The organism is Mycobacterium florentinum (genome assembly GCF_010730355.1).
Classification (GTDB): Bacteria; Actinomycetota; Actinomycetes; order Mycobacteriales; family Mycobacteriaceae; genus Mycobacterium; species Mycobacterium florentinum.
On record NZ_AP022576.1, the window covers coordinates 1,197,398 to 1,217,344 of the forward strand.

Annotated in this window: 17 protein-coding genes; 12 read left to right on the top strand and 5 right to left on the bottom strand. The window is 68.2% G+C overall.

The window, feature by feature from the left end; translation table 11 throughout:
* Positions 1-46: 46 nt before the first annotated feature.
* Positions 47-838, bottom strand: a complete 792-nt coding sequence (locus G6N55_RS05525) for a helix-turn-helix transcriptional regulator (protein ID WP_139826810.1) — start codon at positions 836-838, stop codon at positions 47-49.
* 69 nt (positions 839-907) lie between these two features.
* Between G6N55_RS05525 and mptB the strand changes: the two genes are divergently transcribed.
* From mptB to G6N55_RS05545, 4 genes are read left to right on the top strand one after another with little or no spacing between them, the layout of a single operon-like run.
* Positions 908-2,614, top strand: coding sequence for a polyprenol phosphomannose-dependent alpha 1,6 mannosyltransferase MptB (gene mptB, locus G6N55_RS05530; protein ID WP_085221804.1), 1,707 nt, complete (start codon positions 908-910; stop codon positions 2,612-2,614).
* Positions 2,611-3,561 carry an ABC transporter ATP-binding protein gene (locus G6N55_RS05535; protein ID WP_085221803.1) on the top strand — a complete coding sequence of 317 codons (951 nt, stop codon included), beginning with the start codon at positions 2,611-2,613 and terminating at the stop codon, positions 3,559-3,561. The genes mptB and G6N55_RS05535 overlap by 4 nt, the downstream gene beginning before the upstream one ends.
* Positions 3,558-4,343 carry an ABC transporter permease gene (locus G6N55_RS05540; protein ID WP_085221802.1) on the top strand — a complete coding sequence of 262 codons (786 nt, stop codon included), beginning with the start codon at positions 3,558-3,560 and terminating at the stop codon, positions 4,341-4,343. The genes G6N55_RS05535 and G6N55_RS05540 overlap by 4 nt, the downstream gene beginning before the upstream one ends.
* 29 nt (positions 4,344-4,372) lie before the next feature.
* Positions 4,373-5,344 (top strand): COX15/CtaA family protein, encoded by a 972-nt coding sequence (locus G6N55_RS05545; protein WP_372517563.1) that lies wholly within the window; start codon positions 4,373-4,375, stop codon positions 5,342-5,344.
* Here G6N55_RS05545 and G6N55_RS05550 read toward each other — a convergent pair.
* Positions 5,294-5,941, bottom strand: a complete 648-nt coding sequence (locus G6N55_RS05550) for a hypothetical protein (protein WP_085221801.1) — start codon at positions 5,939-5,941, stop codon at positions 5,294-5,296. The genes G6N55_RS05545 and G6N55_RS05550 overlap by 51 nt on opposite strands.
* A 19-nt stretch (positions 5,942-5,960) precedes the next feature.
* Between G6N55_RS05550 and G6N55_RS05555 the strand changes: the two genes are divergently transcribed.
* Entirely contained in the window at positions 5,961-6,935 is a 975-nt protein-coding gene (locus G6N55_RS05555) for a quinone oxidoreductase family protein (RefSeq protein ID WP_085221800.1), read from the top strand.
* Positions 6,936-6,944: 9 nt separating this feature from the next.
* Here the strand turns inward: G6N55_RS05555 and G6N55_RS05560 are convergent, their stop codons facing one another.
* Together G6N55_RS05560 and G6N55_RS05565 are read right to left on the bottom strand one after the other, a co-directional pair.
* Positions 6,945-7,346 (bottom strand): hypothetical protein, encoded by a 402-nt coding sequence (locus G6N55_RS05560; protein ID WP_232078928.1) that lies wholly within the window; start codon positions 7,344-7,346, stop codon positions 6,945-6,947.
* A gap of 281 nt (positions 7,347-7,627) precedes the next feature.
* Positions 7,628-8,542: a heme o synthase gene (locus G6N55_RS05565; protein WP_085221799.1), complete on the bottom strand. Its 915-nt coding sequence runs from the start codon at positions 8,540-8,542 to the stop codon at positions 7,628-7,630.
* Between the two features lie 263 nt (positions 8,543-8,805).
* Here G6N55_RS05565 and tkt point away from each other — a divergent pair, with 263 nt between their 5' ends.
* From tkt to G6N55_RS05600, 7 genes are all read left to right on the top strand, one after another.
* Positions 8,806-10,896: a transketolase gene (gene tkt, locus G6N55_RS05570; protein ID WP_085221798.1), complete on the top strand. Its 2,091-nt coding sequence runs from the start codon at positions 8,806-8,808 to the stop codon at positions 10,894-10,896.
* A 15-nt stretch (positions 10,897-10,911) separates the two neighbouring features.
* Complete coding sequence (tal, locus tag G6N55_RS05575; protein WP_085221797.1) at positions 10,912-12,030, top strand: transaldolase; 1,119 nt, start codon at positions 10,912-10,914, stop codon at positions 12,028-12,030.
* On the top strand, positions 12,027-13,568 hold the full coding sequence (gene zwf, locus G6N55_RS05580) for a glucose-6-phosphate dehydrogenase (RefSeq protein ID WP_085221796.1): 1,542 nt from the start codon (positions 12,027-12,029) through the stop codon (positions 13,566-13,568). The genes tal and zwf overlap by 4 nt, the downstream gene beginning before the upstream one ends.
* A complete protein-coding gene (gene opcA, locus G6N55_RS05585) occupies positions 13,568-14,479 on the top strand; it encodes a glucose-6-phosphate dehydrogenase assembly protein OpcA (protein WP_085221873.1) in 912 nt (303 codons plus the stop codon). The genes zwf and opcA overlap by 1 nt, the downstream gene beginning before the upstream one ends.
* On the top strand, positions 14,476-15,237 hold the full coding sequence (gene pgl / locus G6N55_RS05590) for a 6-phosphogluconolactonase (RefSeq protein WP_085221795.1): 762 nt from the start codon (positions 14,476-14,478) through the stop codon (positions 15,235-15,237). The genes opcA and pgl overlap by 4 nt, the downstream gene beginning before the upstream one ends.
* A 175-nt stretch (positions 15,238-15,412) precedes the next feature.
* A complete protein-coding gene (locus G6N55_RS05595; protein WP_085221872.1) occupies positions 15,413-15,811 on the top strand; it encodes an ATPase in 399 nt (132 codons plus the stop codon).
* Positions 15,812-17,113: a cytochrome P450 gene (locus G6N55_RS05600; protein WP_232078929.1), complete on the top strand. Its 1,302-nt coding sequence runs from the start codon at positions 15,812-15,814 to the stop codon at positions 17,111-17,113.
* On the opposite strand, the gene ppc is transcribed toward G6N55_RS05600, so the two are convergent.
* Positions 17,097-19,910 carry a phosphoenolpyruvate carboxylase gene (gene ppc / locus G6N55_RS05605; RefSeq protein WP_085221794.1) on the bottom strand — a complete coding sequence of 938 codons (2,814 nt, stop codon included), beginning with the start codon at positions 19,908-19,910 and terminating at the stop codon, positions 17,097-17,099. The genes G6N55_RS05600 and ppc overlap by 17 nt on opposite strands.
* Between the last annotated feature and the right edge of the window lie 37 nt (positions 19,911-19,947).

Below are 19,947 nucleotides of genomic sequence, written 5' to 3' on the forward strand. Positions count from 1 at the left end.
CTTTGGTGCTCGTACGGTGCCGGCGCGGGCTGGGCGCCGCTTGATGCTAGGTCTTGCTTGCTGCCTTGCTCGCAACCGGTGCGAGCGGCACATGGGTGGTACAGGCGCAATCGCCGTTGACGATCGTCGCCAACCGCTGCACATGAGTGCCGAGTACCTCGGCCATCGCTTCCCGCTCGGCCTCGCACAGCTCCGGGAACTCCTCGGCGACATGCGATACCGGGCAGTGGTGCTGGCAGATCTGCACGCCGTGCAGCGGCGGGCCCACCCGAGTTGTGGTGGCGACGTAGCCGGCCTTGGTCAACGCACCGGCCAGCCGCTCGGCGGCGGCCTCGACGTCGGCGTCGTCGGCACTGTCGGCCGGCTCGACATCGGCCAGGATCGTGTCGATCCGGCGCCGGGCGAACGTCTGCACCGCGCCCTGTCCGCCGATCTCGCGCAGTTGGCGCATCGCCGCGGCCGCCAGGTCGTCGTAGGCGTGGTCGAGCTTGGCCCGGCCGGCCGCCGTCAACCGGAAACGCTTGGCGGGGCGCCCGCGTCCGGCCTGCTGCCATGTCGCCGCAGGCGCCGATTCGGCGTCGCCCGCTTCGATCATCGCGTCGAGGTGACGCCGCACGCCGGCGGCCGCCAGACCCAGCCGGTCACAGATCTCACTGACGGTGATCGACCCGGATTCCAGCAGCAGTCGCACGATGGCGCGGCGGGTGTGACCATCCGGCAGCACAGCAGGAGCCGCGGCGCCGGTTACGGGCGCGGCAACGGCTTCCTCGGCGGTCCGGATTTTCACAACACCAGTGTGACGCAATTCCGGAAATCGGTCTAGCAAGGCTGCCCTCAGTGCCGCGTCGCGCCGACCCCACGGCGAGCACCGGGCCGCGGCTTGCCGACATGTCGCTACGCTGCACTGATGGCAGTGCGCCACCACACTCTGAGCTCGTCGATCGCTGCGTTGCACGGCGACGAGAAGCCCGTGGGCTCACCGCTTAATGAGACCGAACTCACCGCACTGCGGCGCACCCGCCTGTTCGGCGCCACCGGAACGGTCCTGATGGGGATCGGCGCCCTGGGTGCCGGGGCCCGGCCCGTCGTGCAGGACCCCACCTTCGGCGTCCGGCTGTTGAACCTGCCGTCCCGGATCCAGACGGTGTCGCTGACCATGACCACTGTCGGGGCGGTCATGATGGCGCTCGCCTGGTTGATGCTGGGCCGATTCGCACTGGGCAAGCGGCAGATGTCGCGCGGCGAGCTGGATCGCACGCTGATGCTGTGGATGTTGCCGCTGCTGATCGCGCCACCGATGTACAGCAAGGACGTCTACTCCTATCTGGCGCAGAGCCAGATCTCACTCGAGGGTCTCGACCCCTACCAGGTCGGTCCCGCGTCCGGGCTCGGTCTCGGCCATGTGTTCACCCTGTCGGTGCCCAGCGTATGGCGGGAGACGCCGGCGCCCTACGGCCCGCTGTTCTTGTGGATCGGGCGCGGCATCTCGGCGCTGACCGGCGAGAACATCGTCGCCGCGGTGCTCTGCCACCGCTTGGTGGTGCTGGCCGGGGTGGCGATGATCGTGTGGGCGGTGCCGCGGCTGGCCCGGCGCTGCGGCGTCGCCGAGGTCAGCGCGCTGTGGCTGGGCGTCGCCAATCCCCTGCTGCTGATGCACCTGGTCGCCGGCATCCACAACGAGGCGCTGATGCTCGGGTTGATGCTGACCGGCGCCGAATTCGCGCTGCGCGGCATCGATTCGCCGCGGCTGTGGCCCACCTCGTGGCGCCGGCTGGGTCCCGACTGGGAACCGCTGGGGATGCTGCTGGCCGGCTCGATCCTGATCACGCTGTCCTCGCAGGTGAAGCTGCCCTCGCTGCTCGCGCTGGGCTTCGTCACGACGGCGCTGGCCTACCGCCGCGGCGGCAACCTGCGGGCGCTGCTGCTGGCCGGCGGCGGGATCGGGTCGTTGTCGCTGGCGGTGATGGGCCTGGTGGGCTGGGCCAGCGGACTCGGGTTCGGCTGGATGTTCACCCTCGGCACCGCCAACGTCGTGCGCAGCTGGATGTCGCCACCGACGCTGCTGGCGCTGGCCACCGGGCAGGTGGGGATTCTGCTGGGACTGGGCGATCACACCACCGCCGTGCTGGCGCTGACCCGCTTCATCGGCGTGCTGATCATCATGGTGCTGGTCAGCTGGCTGCTGTTCGCGGTGTTCCGCGGCCGGCTGCACCCGATCGGTGGCCTCGGCGTCGCGCTGGGCATCTGCGTGCTGCTGTTTCCCGTCGTGCAGCCCTGGTATCTGCTGTGGGCGATCATTCCGCTGGCCTGCTGGGCGACCCGCACCGGCTTCCGCGAGACGGTGATCGTCGTCACCCTCGTCGTGGGTATCTTCGGGCCGACGGCCAACGGCGACCGCTTTGCGCTGTTCCAGATCCTGGATGCCACCCTGGCCAGCGCCGCCGTGATGGCCGTGCTGGTCGCGCTGACCTACACCCGGCTGCCCTGGCGACCGCTGCAGTCCCCACCGGCGGACGGTCCCGAAACGAACGGGGCGCCCACCGGCGGGGCCCCGTCGACCGCGCCGACCCCGCGACCGACGTCGGCGCCCGACGCCTACGCTGACTCGACGTGAGTTCGGGCCCCTTAGACCCCCAAGCCCCCGAGATAGTGGTGCGGCTGCGCGGGGTGAGTAAGCAGTACGGCTCGACTACGGCTGTGTCCGATCTCGATCTCGACGTGCGCGCCGCCGAGGTGCTGGCCCTGTTGGGCCCCAACGGCGCCGGCAAGACGACGACGGTCGAGATGTGCGAGGGCTTCGTACGCCCGGACGCCGGCACGATCGAGGTGCTGGGGCTGAACCCGGTCGCCGACAACGCCCGGCTGCGCGCGCGCATCGGGGTGATGCTGCAGGGCGGCGGGGGCTACCCGGCGGCCCGCGCCGGCGAAATGCTCAATCTGGTGGCCTCCTACGCCGCGGACCCGCTGGACCCGCAGTGGCTGCTGTCCACCCTGGGCCTGACCGACGCGGCCCGGACCACCTACCGGCGGCTCTCCGGCGGGCAGCAGCAACGGCTCGCGCTGGCCTGCGCGCTGGTCGGGCGTCCCGAACTGGTGTTCCTCGACGAGCCCACCGCCGGCATGGACGCGCATGCGCGGCTGCTGGTGTGGGAACTGATCGACGCGCTGCGCCGCGACGGTGTGACGGTGGTGCTCACCACCCACCAGCTCAAGGAGGCCGAGGAGCTCGCCGACCGGATCGTCATCATCGACCGCGGGGCGACCGTGGCGGAGGGCACCCCGGCGGAGTTGATGCGCTCCGGCGCGAAAGACCAGGTGCGGTTCACCGCGCCGCCGCGACTTGACTTGTCGCTGTTGGCTTCTGCACTGCCGGAGGATTACAAGGCCACCGAGGTGACGCCGGGCGAGTATCTGGTCGAGGGTCCTGTCGACCCGCAGGTGCTGGCGACAGTGACGGCGTGGTGCGCCCAAATCGACGTGTTGGCAACCGATATGCGCGTCGAGCAGCGCAGCCTCGAAGACGTGTTCCTGGAGCTCACCGGCAGGAAGTTGCGATCGTGACCGACACCAACAGCCCCGCGTTTCCCCCGGGCACCTTCACCCCCGATCCGCGTCCCAGCGCCGTGCCGAAAATGCTTGGCGCCCAATTCGGGCTGGAGCTGAAGCTGTTGCTGCGCAACGGCGAACAGCTGCTGCTCACCATGTTCATCCCGATCACGCTGCTGGTCGGATTGACGCTGCTGCCGTTCGGCTCGTTCGGCCACAACCGCGCCGCGACGTTCGTGCCGGCCATCATGGCGCTGGCGCTGATCTCGACGGCATTCACCGGGCAGGCGATCGCCATCGCGTTCGACCGGCGCTACGGTGCGCTCAAACGCCTTGGGGCCACCCCACTTCCGGTCTGGGGCATCATCGCCGGCAAGTCCCTGGCCGTGATAACCGTGGTGTTCTTGCAAGCAATCATCTTGGGCGCCATCGGTTTTGCGCTGGGCTGGCGACCGGCGCCACTGGCCCTTGCGCTGGGCGCGGCGGTCATCGCGCTGGGCACCGCCGCCTTCACGGCGCTCGGCCTGCTGCTCGGTGGCACGCTGCGCGCCGAGATCGTGCTCGCCGTCGCCAACCTGATGTGGTTCGTTTTCGCCGGGCTCGGTGCGCTGACCCTCGAAACCAATTTGATCCCCACGGCCGTCAAGTGGGCGGCCCGGCTGACGCCGTCCGGCGCGCTGACCGAGGCGCTGACGCAGGCGATGACGCTGTCGGTCGACTGGTTCGGCGTCGTCGTCCTGGCGGTGTGGGGCGCGGTGGCCGCGCTCGGCGCGCTGCGCTGGTTCCGCTTCACCTGACGATCCCGTACTACAGGCCGTAGTTTTCGTTGGCCTACGATCGGGCGGTGGCCAGACGAGTGCTGATGCGGTTGGTGGACCTGCTTCCCGACCCCAGCCTGCGCGTCCAGCGGATCATCGCCGCCACCGTGATCGTCTCTCAGGGCGGGATCGCCGTCACCGGCTCGATCGTGCGGGTCACCGCGTCGGGACTGGGCTGCCCGACCTGGCCGCAGTGTTTCCCGGGCAGTTTCGTCCCGGTGGCGGTCGCCGAGGTGCCGCGGGTACATCAGGCCGTCGAGTTCGGCAACCGGATGTTCAGCCTCGCGGTCGTGGTCACCGCGGCGCTGGCCGTGCTGGCGGTCTACCGGGCCCGCCGCCGGGCCGAGGTGCTGGCCTACGCGTGGCTGATGCCGGTGTCGACGGTGGTGCAGGCGGTGATCGGCGGCATCACGGTGCGCACCGGGTTGCTGTGGTGGACGGTGGCGATTCACCTGCTGGTGTCGATGACGATGGTGTGGCTGTCGGTGCTGCTGTACGTCAAGGTCGGCGAGCCGGATGACGGCGTGGTGCACGAGCTGGTGGCCAGGCCGCTGCGCCTGCTCACGGCGCTGACCGGGGTGAACTTGGCGGTGGTGCTGGTCACCGGCACGCTGGTGACCGCGGCCGGCCCGCATGCCGGCGACCGCAGCCCGAGCCGCACGGTGCCCCGGCTGAGAGTCGAGATCACCACGCTGGTGCACATGCATTCGTCGCTGCTCGAGGTTTATCTCGCACTGCTGGTCGGGTTGGCCTTCGGCCTGTGGGCGGTCGGCGCGACGCGAGCCATCATGGCGCGGCTGGGCGTGCTGCTGGCGCTGGTGTGCGCCCAGGCCGCGGTCGGCACCACGCAATACTTCACCGGCGTCCCGGCCGCCCTGGTCGCCGTCCACGTCGCGGGCGCCGCGGCGTGCACGGCCGCGACCGCGGCGCTATGGGCGTCGATGCGACAACGGGCCGAGCCCGAGCCGCTCGCAGGCTGATTCCACGGCCAGCGCGAACTCACGCTGGGCCAGCTCCCGGGCGCCCGAATCCAGCCGCCGCCAGCCCAGCGACGGCGCGATCAGATCGAGCCCCGCGACCCGCTCCCCGTTGATGTCGACGCGGGCATAGAGCAGGTCGCCGGGGCCGACCCCGGCGCGTTGCGCGGCCGACGCGATCGCGGCGCAACCCAGCTCCCACACCTCGAAGTCGGGCTCGGCCGGCCAAGCGTGCGACTGCCGCCCGCCGAGAAAGATCAACACCGACTGCGCCGCGCCCGGCTGCGTTGGCACACCGGCTTTCTCGATGTCATCCAGGTAGTGCGCACCGAGATTCCAGGCGACCACGGCGGGCGGATTCAGCAGATTCTTGACGCGGGTGGTCCAGGCCAGAAACTCGTCGCGCCGGTCGGCGGCATCCGCAGCATCGCGCAGAATCACGAGGTCGGCGCCGACGGTTTCCGGGTCATCCCAGGACAGCCAGCGAGCGTGCAGACCGCGCCGGCGCAGCGCGGGAACCAACCCGGCATCGTCGGGATGCCGGGGACATCCGGCCAGCACAATGCGGGGGTGAAAGACGTCCGGGCGGGCAAGCTTCATGCCCGGGCATGATATCCACATGCACGCAATCGAAGTCAGTGAAACTGGCGGCCCCGAGGTCCTGCGCTACGTCGACACATCACAACCCTCGCCGGGCCACGGCGAGCTGCTGATCAAGGCCGAGGCCGTCGGCGTCAACTTCATTGATACGTATTTCCGATCCGGGCAGTACCCGTGCGAGGTGCCGTTCATCCCCGGTTCCGAGGTGTGTGGCACCGTCGCGGCCCTGGGCGACGGGGTCGACGGCTTTCGGGTCGGCGACCGGGTGGTCTCCGCGGCGGCGTCCGGCGCCTACGCTGAATTCGCCACTGCGCCAGCACAGTTGACCGCCAAGGTGCCCGACGGTGTCAGCTCCGAGGTGGCTGCCTCGGTGCTGCTGAAGGGTCTGACCGCGCACTACCTGCTCAAGTCGGTGTATCCGGTGCAGGCCGGCGACGCGGTGCTGGTGCACGCGGGGGCCGGCGGCGTCGGATTGATCCTGACCCAATGGGCACACCTGCTCGGCGTCCGGGTCATCACTACCGTCTCCACACCCGAAAAGGCCGCGCTGTCCAAGAAGGCCGGTGCCGACGAGGTGCTGTCCTACCCCGACGACGCCGCGCAATTCGGCCAGCAGATTCGTGAGCTCACCGGAGGCGGCGGTGTGGCGGCGGTGTACGACGGCGTCGGCGCCACCACGTTCGACGCCAGCCTGGCCGGCCTGGCCATCCGCGGGACCCTGGCGCTGTTCGGCGCCGCCAGCGGACCCGTGCCGCCGGTGGATCCGCAGCGCCTCAACGCCGCCGGCTCGGTGTTCCTGACCCGCCCGACGCTGGCGCACTTCATGCGGACCGGCCAGGAGTTCAGCTGGCGCGCCGACGAATTGTTCGAGGCGGTGGCCAGCGGAGCAATCAACATCGAAGTGGGGCATCGCTATCCGCTGGCCGAAGCGACTCGCGCCCATCAGGACCTGCAGGGCCGCAAGACCGCCGGCTCGATTGTGTTGCTGCCGTAAGCGAATTCGTCAGGCCTTGGGGCAGAAGATCCCGAGGATCTGCTGGCAGTTGTCCTTGTTGATCAGACCCGGCGGCGCCGGTGGAGGTGGCGGCGGCGGATTCTCGCCGTCCCAAATGTTTTGGGCCACATTGCCTTGCCCGAAGTAGACGTAGTAGTAGGTGTGGCAAATGTTGTTGTCCCACACGACCGGGTTGGTGACGTGATTGCCGGTCGGCGGCAATGGTTGCCCCGGACACCAGTGGCACGGCCCCGACGGGTGGTCGTTCGGACAGCCGGGCCAGGCATCCAGCGGCATGGGTCCGGGTTGGGCCCCGGCGATGGCGGCGCTCAGGCCGAAATCGGAGAGCGCCAGACCGCCCGACAGCAGCGCCGCGGCGATCACCTTCTTGACGGTGCGGTGGTGTCCCATGGCCTCGAGTCCTTTTCCGCAGGCTTTGCTGCTGAGAGTCAGTATTGAGCCGCGCCCTCTGCACTGCATGGGTTTTGGCTATGCGAATGGGTCGCGCCCAGTACACCGGCGCCGGTTTGCTACCGATCCCAACAAACAAGTCACAGCCGCCACACCGGCCTCACGCGGAGAAGGGCATGGCGGTTTCAGAAAGCGATATCGGATGCACTATCGCATGGGGAAACCCGGTGGTGGGCCCTTCGGCGGTGCCGAAGTGGCGGATGTGATTTAAGCCGACCGGGTCACAGCAGCGTCGGCAACGCGATCACCGAGTCGACCGCCAGCGCGCAGAACACCACCGCGAGGTAGTTGTTCGACTGCAGGAACAGCCGCAGCGGCTTGACCGGCTCGCCGGCCCGGACCCCGGCGTACAGCTGATGGGCCATCGCCAGGAACCAGACGCCGGCCACCACGGCAACCGCCGTGTACAGCCAGCCGGCGGCCAGCGCCAGCACCATGGTCGCCAGCACGGTCAGCCAGGTGTAGATCAGGATCTGCTTGGTGACCTGACGCTCGGTCGCCACGGCCGGAAGCATCGGGACGCCGGCCGCCTTGTAGTCGTCCTTGTACCGCATCGCCAGCGCCCAGGTGTGCGGCGGCGTCCAGAAGAAGATGATCGCGAACATCGCGAGCGCCGGCCAGCCGATGGTGCCGGTCACCGCCGACCAGCCGATCATCACCGGCATGCAGCCGGCCGCGCCGCCCCAGACGACGTTTTGCGAGGTGCGGCGCTTGAGCAGCAACGTGTAGACGAACACGTAGAACGCGATCGTGGCGATCGCGAGCAGCCCGGACAGCAGGTTCGTCGTCCCCCAGAGCCAGAAGAACGAGCCGACGGTGAGCACCAGACCAAGCACCAGGGCGTTGCGGGTGGGCACCGCGGCGCGGGCCAGCGGCCGGCGTGCGGTCCGCTTCATCAGCTTGTCGATGTCGGCGTCGGCCACGCAGTTCAGCGTGTTGGCCCCGCCCGCGGCCAGCATGCCGCCGATCAACGTGTTGAGGATCAGCAGCGGATCGACGTGGCCGCGGTGTGCCAGCAGCATCGCGGGGATCGCGGTGACCAGCAGCAGCTCAATGACGCGCGGCTTCGTCAGTGCCAGGTAAGCCAGCACCGTGCCGCGTAATCGGCTCGGCGCGACGCGCCCGCGAACGCTCACGCAATTACTCCTTGGGTCGCAGCGGGGCGCAGGATCTACTACGCACGATGGTAGACCGCGTTGCCACCACGGTCAGCCTCCAGGGTCTATTCACACAGAGTTTCCCGACGGCGGCACCGGGCGCAAGCTCTGAGACGGCTGGCCGTCACATCCGTCGAGGCGCCCGGGAATACCCGTGATCCCGCACTGCAAACGCGGCCACTCCCGCACTAGGGTGAGGATTGATCTGCTCTACGACTTACGGCCACCCCAAGGATGAGTCTGTGACCACTCTCGACGAGATCTCCACACTGACCCGAGCGCACCACCCCGACGACTGGACCGAGATCGACTCGGCCGCCGTCGACACCGTGCGGGTGCTGGCCGCCGACGCGGTGCAGAAGGTCGGCAATGGTCACCCCGGGACCGCGATGAGCCTGGCGCCGTTGGCCTACACCCTGTTCCAGCGCGCCATGACCCACGACCCGAGCGACCCGCACTGGCTCGGCCGCGACCGGTTCGTCCTGTCGGCCGGGCACAGCAGCCTGACCCTGTACCTGCAGCTGTACCTCGGCGGGTTCGGCCTCGAACTGTCCGACATCGAGGCGCTGCGCACCTGGGGCTCCAAGACTCCCGGCCACCCCGAGTTCCGGCACACCAAGGGTGTTGAGATCACCACCGGCCCGCTGGGCCAGGGGCTGGCGTCGTCGGTCGGGATGGCGATGGCATCGCGCTACGAGCGGGGCCTGTTCGACCCCGACACCCCGCCCGGAGAAAGCCCGTTCGACCACTTCATCTACGTGATCGCCTCCGACGGGGACATCGAGGAGGGCGTGACCTCCGAGGCGTCCTCGCTGGCGGCCGTCCAGCAGCTGGGCAACCTGATCGTGTTCTACGACCACAACCAGATCTCGATCGAGGACGACACCAACATCGCGTTGTGCGAGGACACGGCCGCGCGCTACCGCGCCTACGGCTGGCACGTGCAAGAGGTCGAAGGCGGCGAGAACGTCGTCGGTATCGAGGAGGCCATCGCCAACGCGAAGGCCGTCACCGACAAGCCGTCGTTCATCTCGCTGCGCACCATCATCGGCTACCCGGCGCCGACCATGATGAACACCGGCAAGGTGCACGGCGCCGCTCTCGGCGACGAGGAAGTGGCCGCCACCAAGCGGGTTCTGGGATTCGACCCCGACAAGAACTTCGAGGTCCGCGACGAGGTCATCACCCACACCCGGCGCCTGGTGGCGCGCGGCAAAGAGGCCCACGACCGCTGGCAGATCGGTTTCGACGCGTGGGCGCAGCGCGAACCCGAGCGCAAGGCACTGCTGGATCGGCTGCTCGCGCAGCAGCTTCCCGACGGCTGGGACGCCGAAATCCCGTACTGGGAACCGGGCTCGAAGGAACTGGCCACCCGCGCGGCCTCCGGCAAGGTGCTGTCCGCACTGGGTGCGAAACTGCCCGAGCTGTGGGGCGGCTCGGCCGACCTGGCGGGCAGCAACAACACCACCATGGATGGGGTCAAATCATTTGGGCCACCGTCGATTTCGACCGATGACTACACCGCAGACTGGTACGGCCGGACCCTGCACTTCGGGATTCGCGAGCATGCCATGGGCGCCATCCTGTCCGGCATCGTGCTGCACGGGCCCACCCGCGCCTACGGTGGCACCTTCCTGCAGTTCTCCGACTACATGCGTGGCGCCGTGCGACTGGCGTCGCTGATGGACATCGACCCCATCTACGTGTGGACGCACGATTCCATCGGTCTGGGCGAAGACGGCCCGACCCACCAGCCGATCGAGCACCTCGCGGCGTTGCGGGCCATCCCGAACCTCTCGGTGGTGCGCCCGGCGGATGCCAACGAGACCGCGTACGCGTGGCGCACGGTCATCGCCCGCGGCTCCAGCACCGGTCCGATCGGGCTGATCCTCACCCGGCAGGGTGTGCCGGTGCTCGAAGGCACCAATATCGAAGGAGTCGCCCGCGGCGGTTATGTCCTGGGCGATGCCGGAGACGAGGAGCCCGATGTCGTTCTGATCGGCACCGGCTCCGAGGTCCAGCTCGCGGTAGAGGCCGCAAAGCTGTTGGCGGACAAGGACATCATCGCGCGGGTCGTATCGATGCCCTGCGTGGAATGGTTCGAGTCGCAGCCGGCCGAGTACCGCGACAGCGTGCTGCCGCCGTCGGTCTCGGCGCGGGTGGCCGTCGAGGCGGGCATCGCGCAACCGTGGCACAAACTGGTCGGCGACACCGGAAAGATCGTTTCGATCGAGCACTACGGCGCATCCGCCGACGCCAAGACATTGTTCCGTGAGTTCGGCTTCACCGCGGAGGCCGTCGCTGCCGCCGCGGAAGAAGTAGTCGACAACTGAGAAAGGCTGATTCAGATGACCCAGAACCCGAACCTTGCGGCGCTGAGCGCCGCCGGCGTATCCGTGTGGCTTGACGACCTGTCGCGGGAGCGGCTGAACTCCGGCAACCTGCAAGAGCTGATCGACACCAAGAGCATTGTCGGAGTGACCACCAACCCGTCGATCTTCCAGAAGGCGTTCGCCGACGGCGACTCGTACGACCCGCAGATCGCCGAGCTGGCCGAGCGGGGTGCCGACGTGGACGCCACCATCCGCACCATCACCACCGACGACGTACGCACCGCATGCGATGTGCTTGCGCCGCAATGGGAGTCCTCCGATGGGATCGACGGCCGGGTGTCCATCGAGGTCGACCCGCGACTGGCCAACGAAACCGAGAAGACGATCGCGCAGGCCGTCGAGCTGTGGAAGATCGTCGACCGGCCGAACCTGTTGATCAAGATCCCAGCTACCAAGGCCGGCCTGCCGGCCATCACCGCCGTTCTGGCGGAAGGGATTTCGGTCAACGTCACGTTGATCTTCTCCGTGGAGCGGCACCGAGAGGTGATGGACGCCTACCTGGCGGGACTGGAGAAGGCCCGCGAGGCGGGACACGACCTGTCCAAGATCCATTCGGTGGCATCGTTTTTCGTGTCCCGGGTGGACACCGAGATCGACAAGCGACTGGAAAAGATCGGCTCCGAAGAGGCGCTCGGCCTGCGCGGCCAGGCCGGTGTCGCCAACGCCCGGCTGGCCTACGCGGCGTACCAGGAGATCTTCGAGGGTGGTGCGCGGTTCGAGGCGCTCAAGGCCAACGGCGCCCGGGTGCAGCGCCCGTTGTGGGCATCGACCGGTGTGAAGAACCCGGACTACTCCGACACCCTTTATGTCACCGAGCTGGTCGCGCCGAACACGGTCAACACCATGCCGGAGAAGACGATTGACGCCGTCGCCGACCACGGTGTCGTCACCGGCGACACGATCACCGGCACCGCCGACGCGGCCCAGGGCGTGTTCGACAAGCTGTCGGCGGTCGGGATCGACGTGGCCGACGTGTTCGTGGTCCTGGAGAACGAGGGCGTGGAGAAGTTCATCGAATCGTGGACTGAGTTGCTCGGCGAGACACAGAAACAGCTGAGCTCTCTTTCCAAATGACGGCGGGCGCTGATGGCGCGCAATGGCGTAACCCATTGCGGGACAAAGACGATAAGCGGCTGCCCAGGATCGCCGGCCCCTGCGCCATGGTGCTTTTCGGCGTCACCGGCGACCTGGCGCACAAAAAGGTGGTGCCCGCGGTCTACGACCTGGCCAACCGCGGGTTACTGCCTCCGACCTTCTCGCTGGTCGGCTTCGGCCGCCGCGACTGGGATCACGACGCGTTCGCCCAGGTAATCCACGACGACGTCAAGCAGTTCTGCCGCACCCCCTTTCGGCAGGCCATCTGGGAGCGGCTGGCCGAGGGACTGCGGTTCGTGTCGGGCGCCTTCGACGACGATGCCGCCTTCGCACGGCTGGCCGAGACGCTCGACAAGCTCGACGCCGAGCGCGGCATCGGCGGCAATCACGCGTTCTATCTGGCGATTCCGCCGAAGTCGTTCCCGGTGGTGTGCGAACAGCTGCACAAGTCCGGGCTGGCGCGGCCCCAAGAAGACCGATGGAGCCGGGTCGTCATCGAGAAGCCGTTCGGCCACGACCTGAAGAGCGCGTGCGACCTCAACCATGTGGTGAACTCGGTCTTCCCCGAGGAGTCGGTGTTCCGCATCGACCACTATCTCGGCAAGGAGACGGTCCAGAACATCTTGGCGCTGCGGTTCGCCAATCAATTCTGGGACCCGATCTGGAACGCGCACTACGTCGACCACGTGCAGATCACGATGGCCGAGGACATCGGATTGGGCGGCCGCGCCGGATATTACGACGGCATCGGCGCGGCCCGCGATGTCATCCAGAACCACCTGATGCAGCTGCTGGCACTCACCGCGATGGAGGAGCCGGTCAGCTTCAACGCGAAAGCGTTGCAGGCCGAGAAGATCAAGGTGCTCTCGGCCACCCAACTGGCCCAGCCGATCGACCAGACCACCAGCCGCGGTCAGTACGCGGCCGGCTGGCAGGGCGGCGAGGAGGTGGTGGGGCTGCTGGACGAGGACGGTTTCTCGAAGGATTCCACCACCGAAACCTTCGCGGCGATCACGCTCGAAGTGGACACCCGCCGCTGGGCCGGGGTGCCGTTCTACCTGCGTACCGGAAAACGCTTGGGCCGCAGGGTGACCGAGATCGCCCTGGTCTTCAAACGGGCCCCGCATCTGCCCTTCGACGCCACCATGACCGACGAGCTGGGCGAGAACGCCCTGGTGATCCGGGTGCAGCCCGACGAGGGCATCACGCTGCGGTTCGGTTCGAAGGTCCCGGGCGCGATGGAAGTCCGCGACGTCAACATGGACTTCTCCTACGGCTCGGCGTTCGCCGAAGACTCCCCCGAGGCCTACGAACGGTTGATCCTGGACGTGCTGCTGGGTGAGCCGTCGCTGTTCCCGGTGAACGAGGAGGTCGAATTGGCTTGGCAGATACTCGATCCCGTCCTCGCTCATTGGGCAGCGGACGGAAAACCCGACCCGTACGAGTCGGGCACCTGGGGCCCAGCCTCGGCCGATGAGATGCTGCACCGGACCGACCGCGAATGGCGGCGGCCGTAATGATCGTTGATCTGCTCGACACCACCACCACCGCGGTCAACAAGAAGCTGGATGCGCTGCGCGAGGAGGCCGGCGTGGTCATGATGGGCCGCGTCGGTACGCTGATCATCAAGTCGGACAACGACACTCTGCTCGAAGAGGCCATCGAGGCGGCCAACGCCGCCAGCCACGAACACCCGAGCCGGGTCCTGGTCGTGGCGGCCGGCGATACCGACGGTCGCGATGCCCGCCTGGACGCCCAGGTTCGAGTCGGTGGCGACGCCGGCGCCGGAGAGGTCGTGGTGCTCAGGCTGTCCGGCCCGTTGTCGGGTCACTCGGCCAGCGTCGTCATTCCCTTCCTGCTTCCCGACATCCCGGTCGTGGTGTGGTGGCCCGATGTCGCCCCAGCGGTTCCCGCTCAGGATCCATTGGGCAAGTTAGCGATTCGGCGCATCACCGATGCGACCAACACCGACGACCCGCTGTCGGTGATCAAGAGCAGGCTTCCCGGATATACCGCCGGGGACACCGATCTGGCCTGGGCGCGGATCACCTACTGGCGGGCCTTGCTCACCTCCGCGGTCGACCAGAAGCCGCACGAGAAGATCGAATCGGCGCTGGTTTCCGGTCTGCGCACCGAGCCCTCGCTCGACGTACTGGCGGGCTGGTTGGCCAGCCGGATCGACGGGCCGGTGCGCCGGGAGGTCGGCGAACTCAAGGTCGAGTTGGTGCGCAAGAGCGAAACGATCACCCTGAGCAGGCCGCAAGAGGGAACGACGGCCACCCTGAGCCGGACCGGCCGACCGGATGCACTTGTTCCGTTGGCGCGCAGGGAAACCCGTGAATGCCTGGCCGAAGACATGCGTCGCTTGGACCCCGACGAGGTCTACTTCAGCGCGCTCGAAGGAATCGATAAGGTGCAATACGCGTGAGCACAACCGTTGAAGTCTTCCCGGACAGTGCAACCCTGGTCGAGGCCGCGGGCCGCCGGCTGGTCGAGACCATCCGGGCCGCCGTGGCGGCGCGCGGGCGCGCCCAGATCGTGCTGACCGGCGGCGGCAACGGGATCGGCCTGCTGAAGTATCTGCGGGCCCAGGCCGACCAGGTCGACTGGTCGAAGGTTCATCTCTTCTGGGGCGACGAACGCTATGTCCCGTTAGCCGACGGCGAGCGCAACGAGAAGCAGGCCCGCGAGGCCCTGCTCGATCACATCGACATCCCCTCGAGCAACGTGCACCCGATGGCCGCCAGCGACGGCGAATTCGGTACCGACCTCGCCGCCGCGGCACTGGCCTACGAACAACTGCTGGCGGCCAACGCCGAACCCGGCGAGCAGGTACCGAATTTCGACGTCCACCTGCTCGGCATGGGCCCCGAGGGCCACATCAACTCGCTGTTCCCCGACACCGCGGCGGTGCGCGAGACCGCCCGCATGGTGGTGTCGGTCGACGACTCCCCCAAGCCGCCGCCGCAGCGGATCACCCTGACGATCCCGGCGATCCGGCGATCCCGGGAGGTGTGGCTGATGGTCTCCGGCAGCGCCAAGGGCGATGCGGCCGCCGCCGCCATCGGCGGCGCCCAGCCGGTCGACATACCGGCCGCGGGTGCGGTCGGGCTCGAGACGACGCTCTGGCTGCTCGACGAGGACGCCGCCGCCAAACTGCCCGCCCGGCCCGGGCAGCCGGACTAGGGCCCGGCCCGCTCCGCCTTCCGGTCGGCATAGCCGGCCGCATAATCACCCAATCGCCGCGTGACCGCGCACCCGCAGCCCCGGGTCAGCCGGCCCCGCCGGCCGCCGTCACAGTGTGGTCTGCTCACATCCAATTCGATGCATAGACGTTTTCCCCGGTTCCATCGCGGTCATAATTACCGTCATGGCAGACAGAACGGTGCGCAACGGGCCTGAGCGAAACCGGATCAAAACGCTCACTCAGGCGGCTCTGAACGCCGACAAGACGGTCGAGCAGGTCGAGGACGTCCTCGACAACCTCGGCAAGACCATGAACGAGCTGAGCAGCTCCCTGACCCGGTTGAACGGCACGGTCGAGCGCTTGGAGGGCGGCCTGGACCACCTGGAGGGAACCCTGGAAAGCCTCGACGAGCTCGCCAAACGACTCATCGCGGTGGTCGAGCCGGTGGAGTCGATCGTCAAGCGCATCGACTACATCGTGAGTGTGGGCGAGACGGTCATATCACCGCTGTCGATGACCGAGCACGCGGTACGCGGTGTGGTGGACCGGCTGCGGATCCGTCCGGCGCGGTAGATGGTGACCGGCGCCGACCCGGTGCCCGCACCGCCCTACGCCGACGGCACCGGTCTGCCGTGGGACGTCCCCGTCACCGACGCCGTCGCGGCGATCGCCGCCGCCCGCGCCCGACACGGCGACACGTTCGCCGTACACAGCGGCGACGATCGCTATCTGTTCACGTTCTCGCCCACCGGCGTCGAGTCGTTCTACGCGCTGCCCGAGGAGACCGCGAGCAAGGGCGTCGCCGACTACCTGATGCTGCGGCGCAAGCTGCCCGACGACATCTTTGCCGGCCGGCGCACCCTGCCGAACATGCTGTTTCGCCGCGGCGACGTGGCCAATTATCTGATCAACCTGGACCGGGCGCTCGAACAGACCGCGCTCGAGCTGGGCTCGGCGGGGTCGGTCGATGTGTTCGACCTGATGCGACGGCTCGGCCACCGGATGGGGCTGGCGTCGTGGGCCGGTCCCGGGTCGACCGACGGCGACACCTTCGAACGTCTGGTGCGCGCGTTCGACACCCTGGACGGCTCCGACGCGTTTGTCCACCCCGATCGGATGGCCGCGGTGGCGGCATCGGACAAGCGCGCCGAGCGGGCCGCGCTCGACGAGATCGCCGACGCCATCGGCGACGCGGTGCGCGGATTCGACGACGGCGACACCCGCGACCATGACCTCTTCGGCCGGATCGTGGCCGCCTGGTCGACGGAGGCGCAGCCGTCCCGGCTGCACGGGATCGCGTTCGACGTCGCGCTGATCCACATCGCATCCATGTCGAACCTGGCCGCCGCGTTGGGCTGGGCATTGGTCGACCTGCTCGAGCACCCGACCCAGCAGCAGCGAGTTCGTTTGGGCGACAATGCCTTTACCCAGAGTTGTGCGCTGGAGTCGACGCGCATCGCGCAACGCTCGATCATGTCGCGCAGCGTGCTGGCGCCGGTCTCGCTGGACACCGGCGCGATCACCTATCAGGTACCGCCGGGCTGGACCATAGCCACCCTGCTGCCGCTGCTCAACACCTCGGCGGCGCCGGGGCTGGCGCACTGGGATCCCGATCGATGGACCCGCCACCACCTGACCGAAAAGGACGCACTACCGTCGCCGATGCTGGTGACGGCGTTCGGACACGGCAGACATTCGTGCCCGGCCCAGCCGTTCTCGCTGTCGGCCATGACGGCGGCCCTGACTCACCTCGTGCGTGAGTACGAGATGACGCCACGGTGGACGTCGCATCCGCAACCCGTCGGAGCGCAGATCGGCGGTGTGGCGCGGGCGGCCGGGCCGTGTCCGGTCGACTACGTCAGCCGCTGTTCCTGAGCGCGCTGGCCAGCCCGTTCATCGTCAGCAGAATCCCCCGCTGCACCAGTTCGTCGTCGTCGCCCGAGCGGTAGCGCCGCAGCAACTCCACCTGAAGATGATTCAGCGGCTCCAGGTAGGGGAAGCGGTTGAACACCGAACGCGCCAGCGCCGCGTTGTCGGCCAGCAGGTCATCCTGACCGGTGATCAGCTTGTGCATCGCGATCGTGCGCTGGTGCTCGTCGGCGATCTTGTCGAACACCCTGTGCCGCAACGATTCATCGGCGACCAATTCCGCGTACCGCGCCGCCAGGCCCAGGTCACTCTTGGCCAGCACCTGCGCCATGTTGGACAGCACGCCGCGGAAGAACGGCCACCGCCGGTACAGTTCGCGCAGGACCGCGACCCGCTCCTGTTCGTCGCCGGCGGCGATCCACTGCTCGAATGCCGACCCGGTGCCGTACCACCCGGGCAGCATGACCCGCGACTGGCTCCAGGCCAGCACCCACGGGATGGCGCGCAGGTCGGCGATCGACTCGGTGGGCTTGCGCGACGCCGGACGGCTGCCGATGTTCAGCGACCCGATCTCGCTGACCGGCGTGGAGGCCTTGAAGTACTCGACGAAACCCGGTGTCTCGTGCACTAATTCGGAGTATGCGTCGCGTGCCAGCGACGCGATCTCTTCGAGCACCGCGTAGGCCGGCTCGGCCGCGTCGCCCAGGCCCTCCATGTCCAGCAGCGTCGACTCCAGCGTGGCCGCCACCAGGCTTTCCAGATTCCGTTGCGCCAGCAGCGGTTCGGCGTACTTGGCCGCGATCACCTCGCCCTGCTCGGTCAGGCGCAGCGAGCCGTTCACGGCGCCGGGCGGCTGCGCGAGGATCGCCTGATAGCTGGGGCCGCCGCCGCGGCCGACGGTACCGCCGCGGCCATGGAAGAGCCGCAACCGAATTCCGGTCTTGCGGGCCACCTCGGCCAGCGCCAGCTCGGCCCGGTAGACCGCCCAGTTGGCGGTCAGATAGCCGCCGTCCTTGTTGGAATCGGAGTAGCCGAGCATCACCTCCTGGCTGTCGCCGCGGGCGGCCACCACCGCTCGATAGATCGGGAGCTCTAGCATCGCGTGCAGAATCGAGGCCCCGTTGTGCAGATCGTCGATCGTCTCGAACAGCGGGGAAATGCCGACCGGACAATAGGGTTCGGGCCCGGAGACGTCCAGCAGTCCGGTTTCCTTGAGCAGCAGCGCGGCCTCGAGGACGTCCGAGACGGACTGGCACATCGAGATGACGTAGTTGGGCACCGCCGCCGGACCGTAGCGCTTGACGGCGTGCGCGGCCGCCTCGACCACGCTCAATTCCTTATGGGCCAGCTCCGATAACCGGGCGCGGTCGCTGAGCAGCGGGCGCCGGGTGGTCAGCTCGTCGGCCAAGAGTTCGACGCGCTGGTCTTCGGGCAGCGAACGATAGTCGGGATGCACCCCGGCCCAGGCCAGCAGCTCGCCGACCACTTCCTCGTGCACGTCGGAGTTTTGCCGCATGTCCAGGCCGCTGAGGTGAAATCCGAAGACGTGCACGCCTTCTCGTAACAACCCCAGCCGATCCTCGGCCAGCAGCGCGCTGCCGTGGGTGCGCAACGAGACGTCGACGATGTCGAGATCGGCCCGCAGTTCGTCCGGCGTGGCATACGGTTCCAAGCCCAGGTCGAGCAGCTGCTGCGGTTCGTCGTCGAGGATCTGGGCGGCCGTCGCGCTGAGCCGGCCGCGAATCACCCGCACCGCCCGCCGGTACGGCTCGTCGGCCCTGGCCTGTTCCGGGCAGCTGCGCTCCAGCTCCGCCAACTCGGTTGTGACACTGATCAATCGCGCCGACATCGAGAGCTCCTGCTCGAGATCGGTGAGCTCGGACAGGTAATGCGCCAGCGCGGTGAACGCGGCGCTGCTGGTGGCCCGCCGCACCACCGCGGCGGTCACGTTCGGGTTGCCGTCGCGGTCGCCGCCGATCCACGAGCCCGGCTGCAGGATCGGCGCGCAAAGCAACTCGGCATTGGGCCAGCGAGCGCGCAGCGCGTCGCGGACCTCGGCGTTGACCTGCGGGATCACCTCGAACAGCGCGGCCTGGTAGTACCGCAGGCCGACGTCGATTTCGTCGGTGATCTGCAGCCGGTGCAGCCGGATCAGCGCGGTCTGCCACAGCGTGAGCACCTGACGGCGCAGTTCGCGCTCGATGCTGCGGCCGTCGCTGGTCTCCCGGTGGCCCTCGGCGTGCAATCGCATCAGTTCGGTGATCCGGTGCTGGGCGACGAACACGGTGCGCCGGCGGGTCTCGGTGGGGTGGGCGGTGATTACCGGGGAAACCAGCGCGCCCTTGAGTGCCGCGGCCACGGTGGCCGAATCCAGTTCCGCGGAATCCAGTTTCGCGTAGGTGGCGGCCAGGCTGCTGTCTTGCGGGGGTTCCCCGGCGTCGACGTGGACATGGCGCCGGCGCTCGCGGTGGATGTCTTCGGCGACGTTGGCCAGCAGCGCGAAATGGCTGAACGCCCGGATGATGGGGATCGCCAGATGAATGTCGATGCCGTCGAACATGTGTGAGATCTCGGCCCGATCGATCTCCGAGCGACGCACCCGAAAGGATTCCACGCGGGCGCGTTCGACCAAGTCGAATACCTCGTCACCGCTCTGTTCGCGCACGGTGTCGCCGAGGATGGTGCCGAGCATCCTGATGTCGGCGCGCATCGGCTCGGTCGCCTCGCGACCGAGCCGGGTCCGCTGCACGGCACCGATCGGCGCCAGCGCGGCTTCGGAAACGTGCTCGGAGACCTCAACCATGCGTTCCAGTATCGGTGCGGATCGGGTAGTGCGCCCG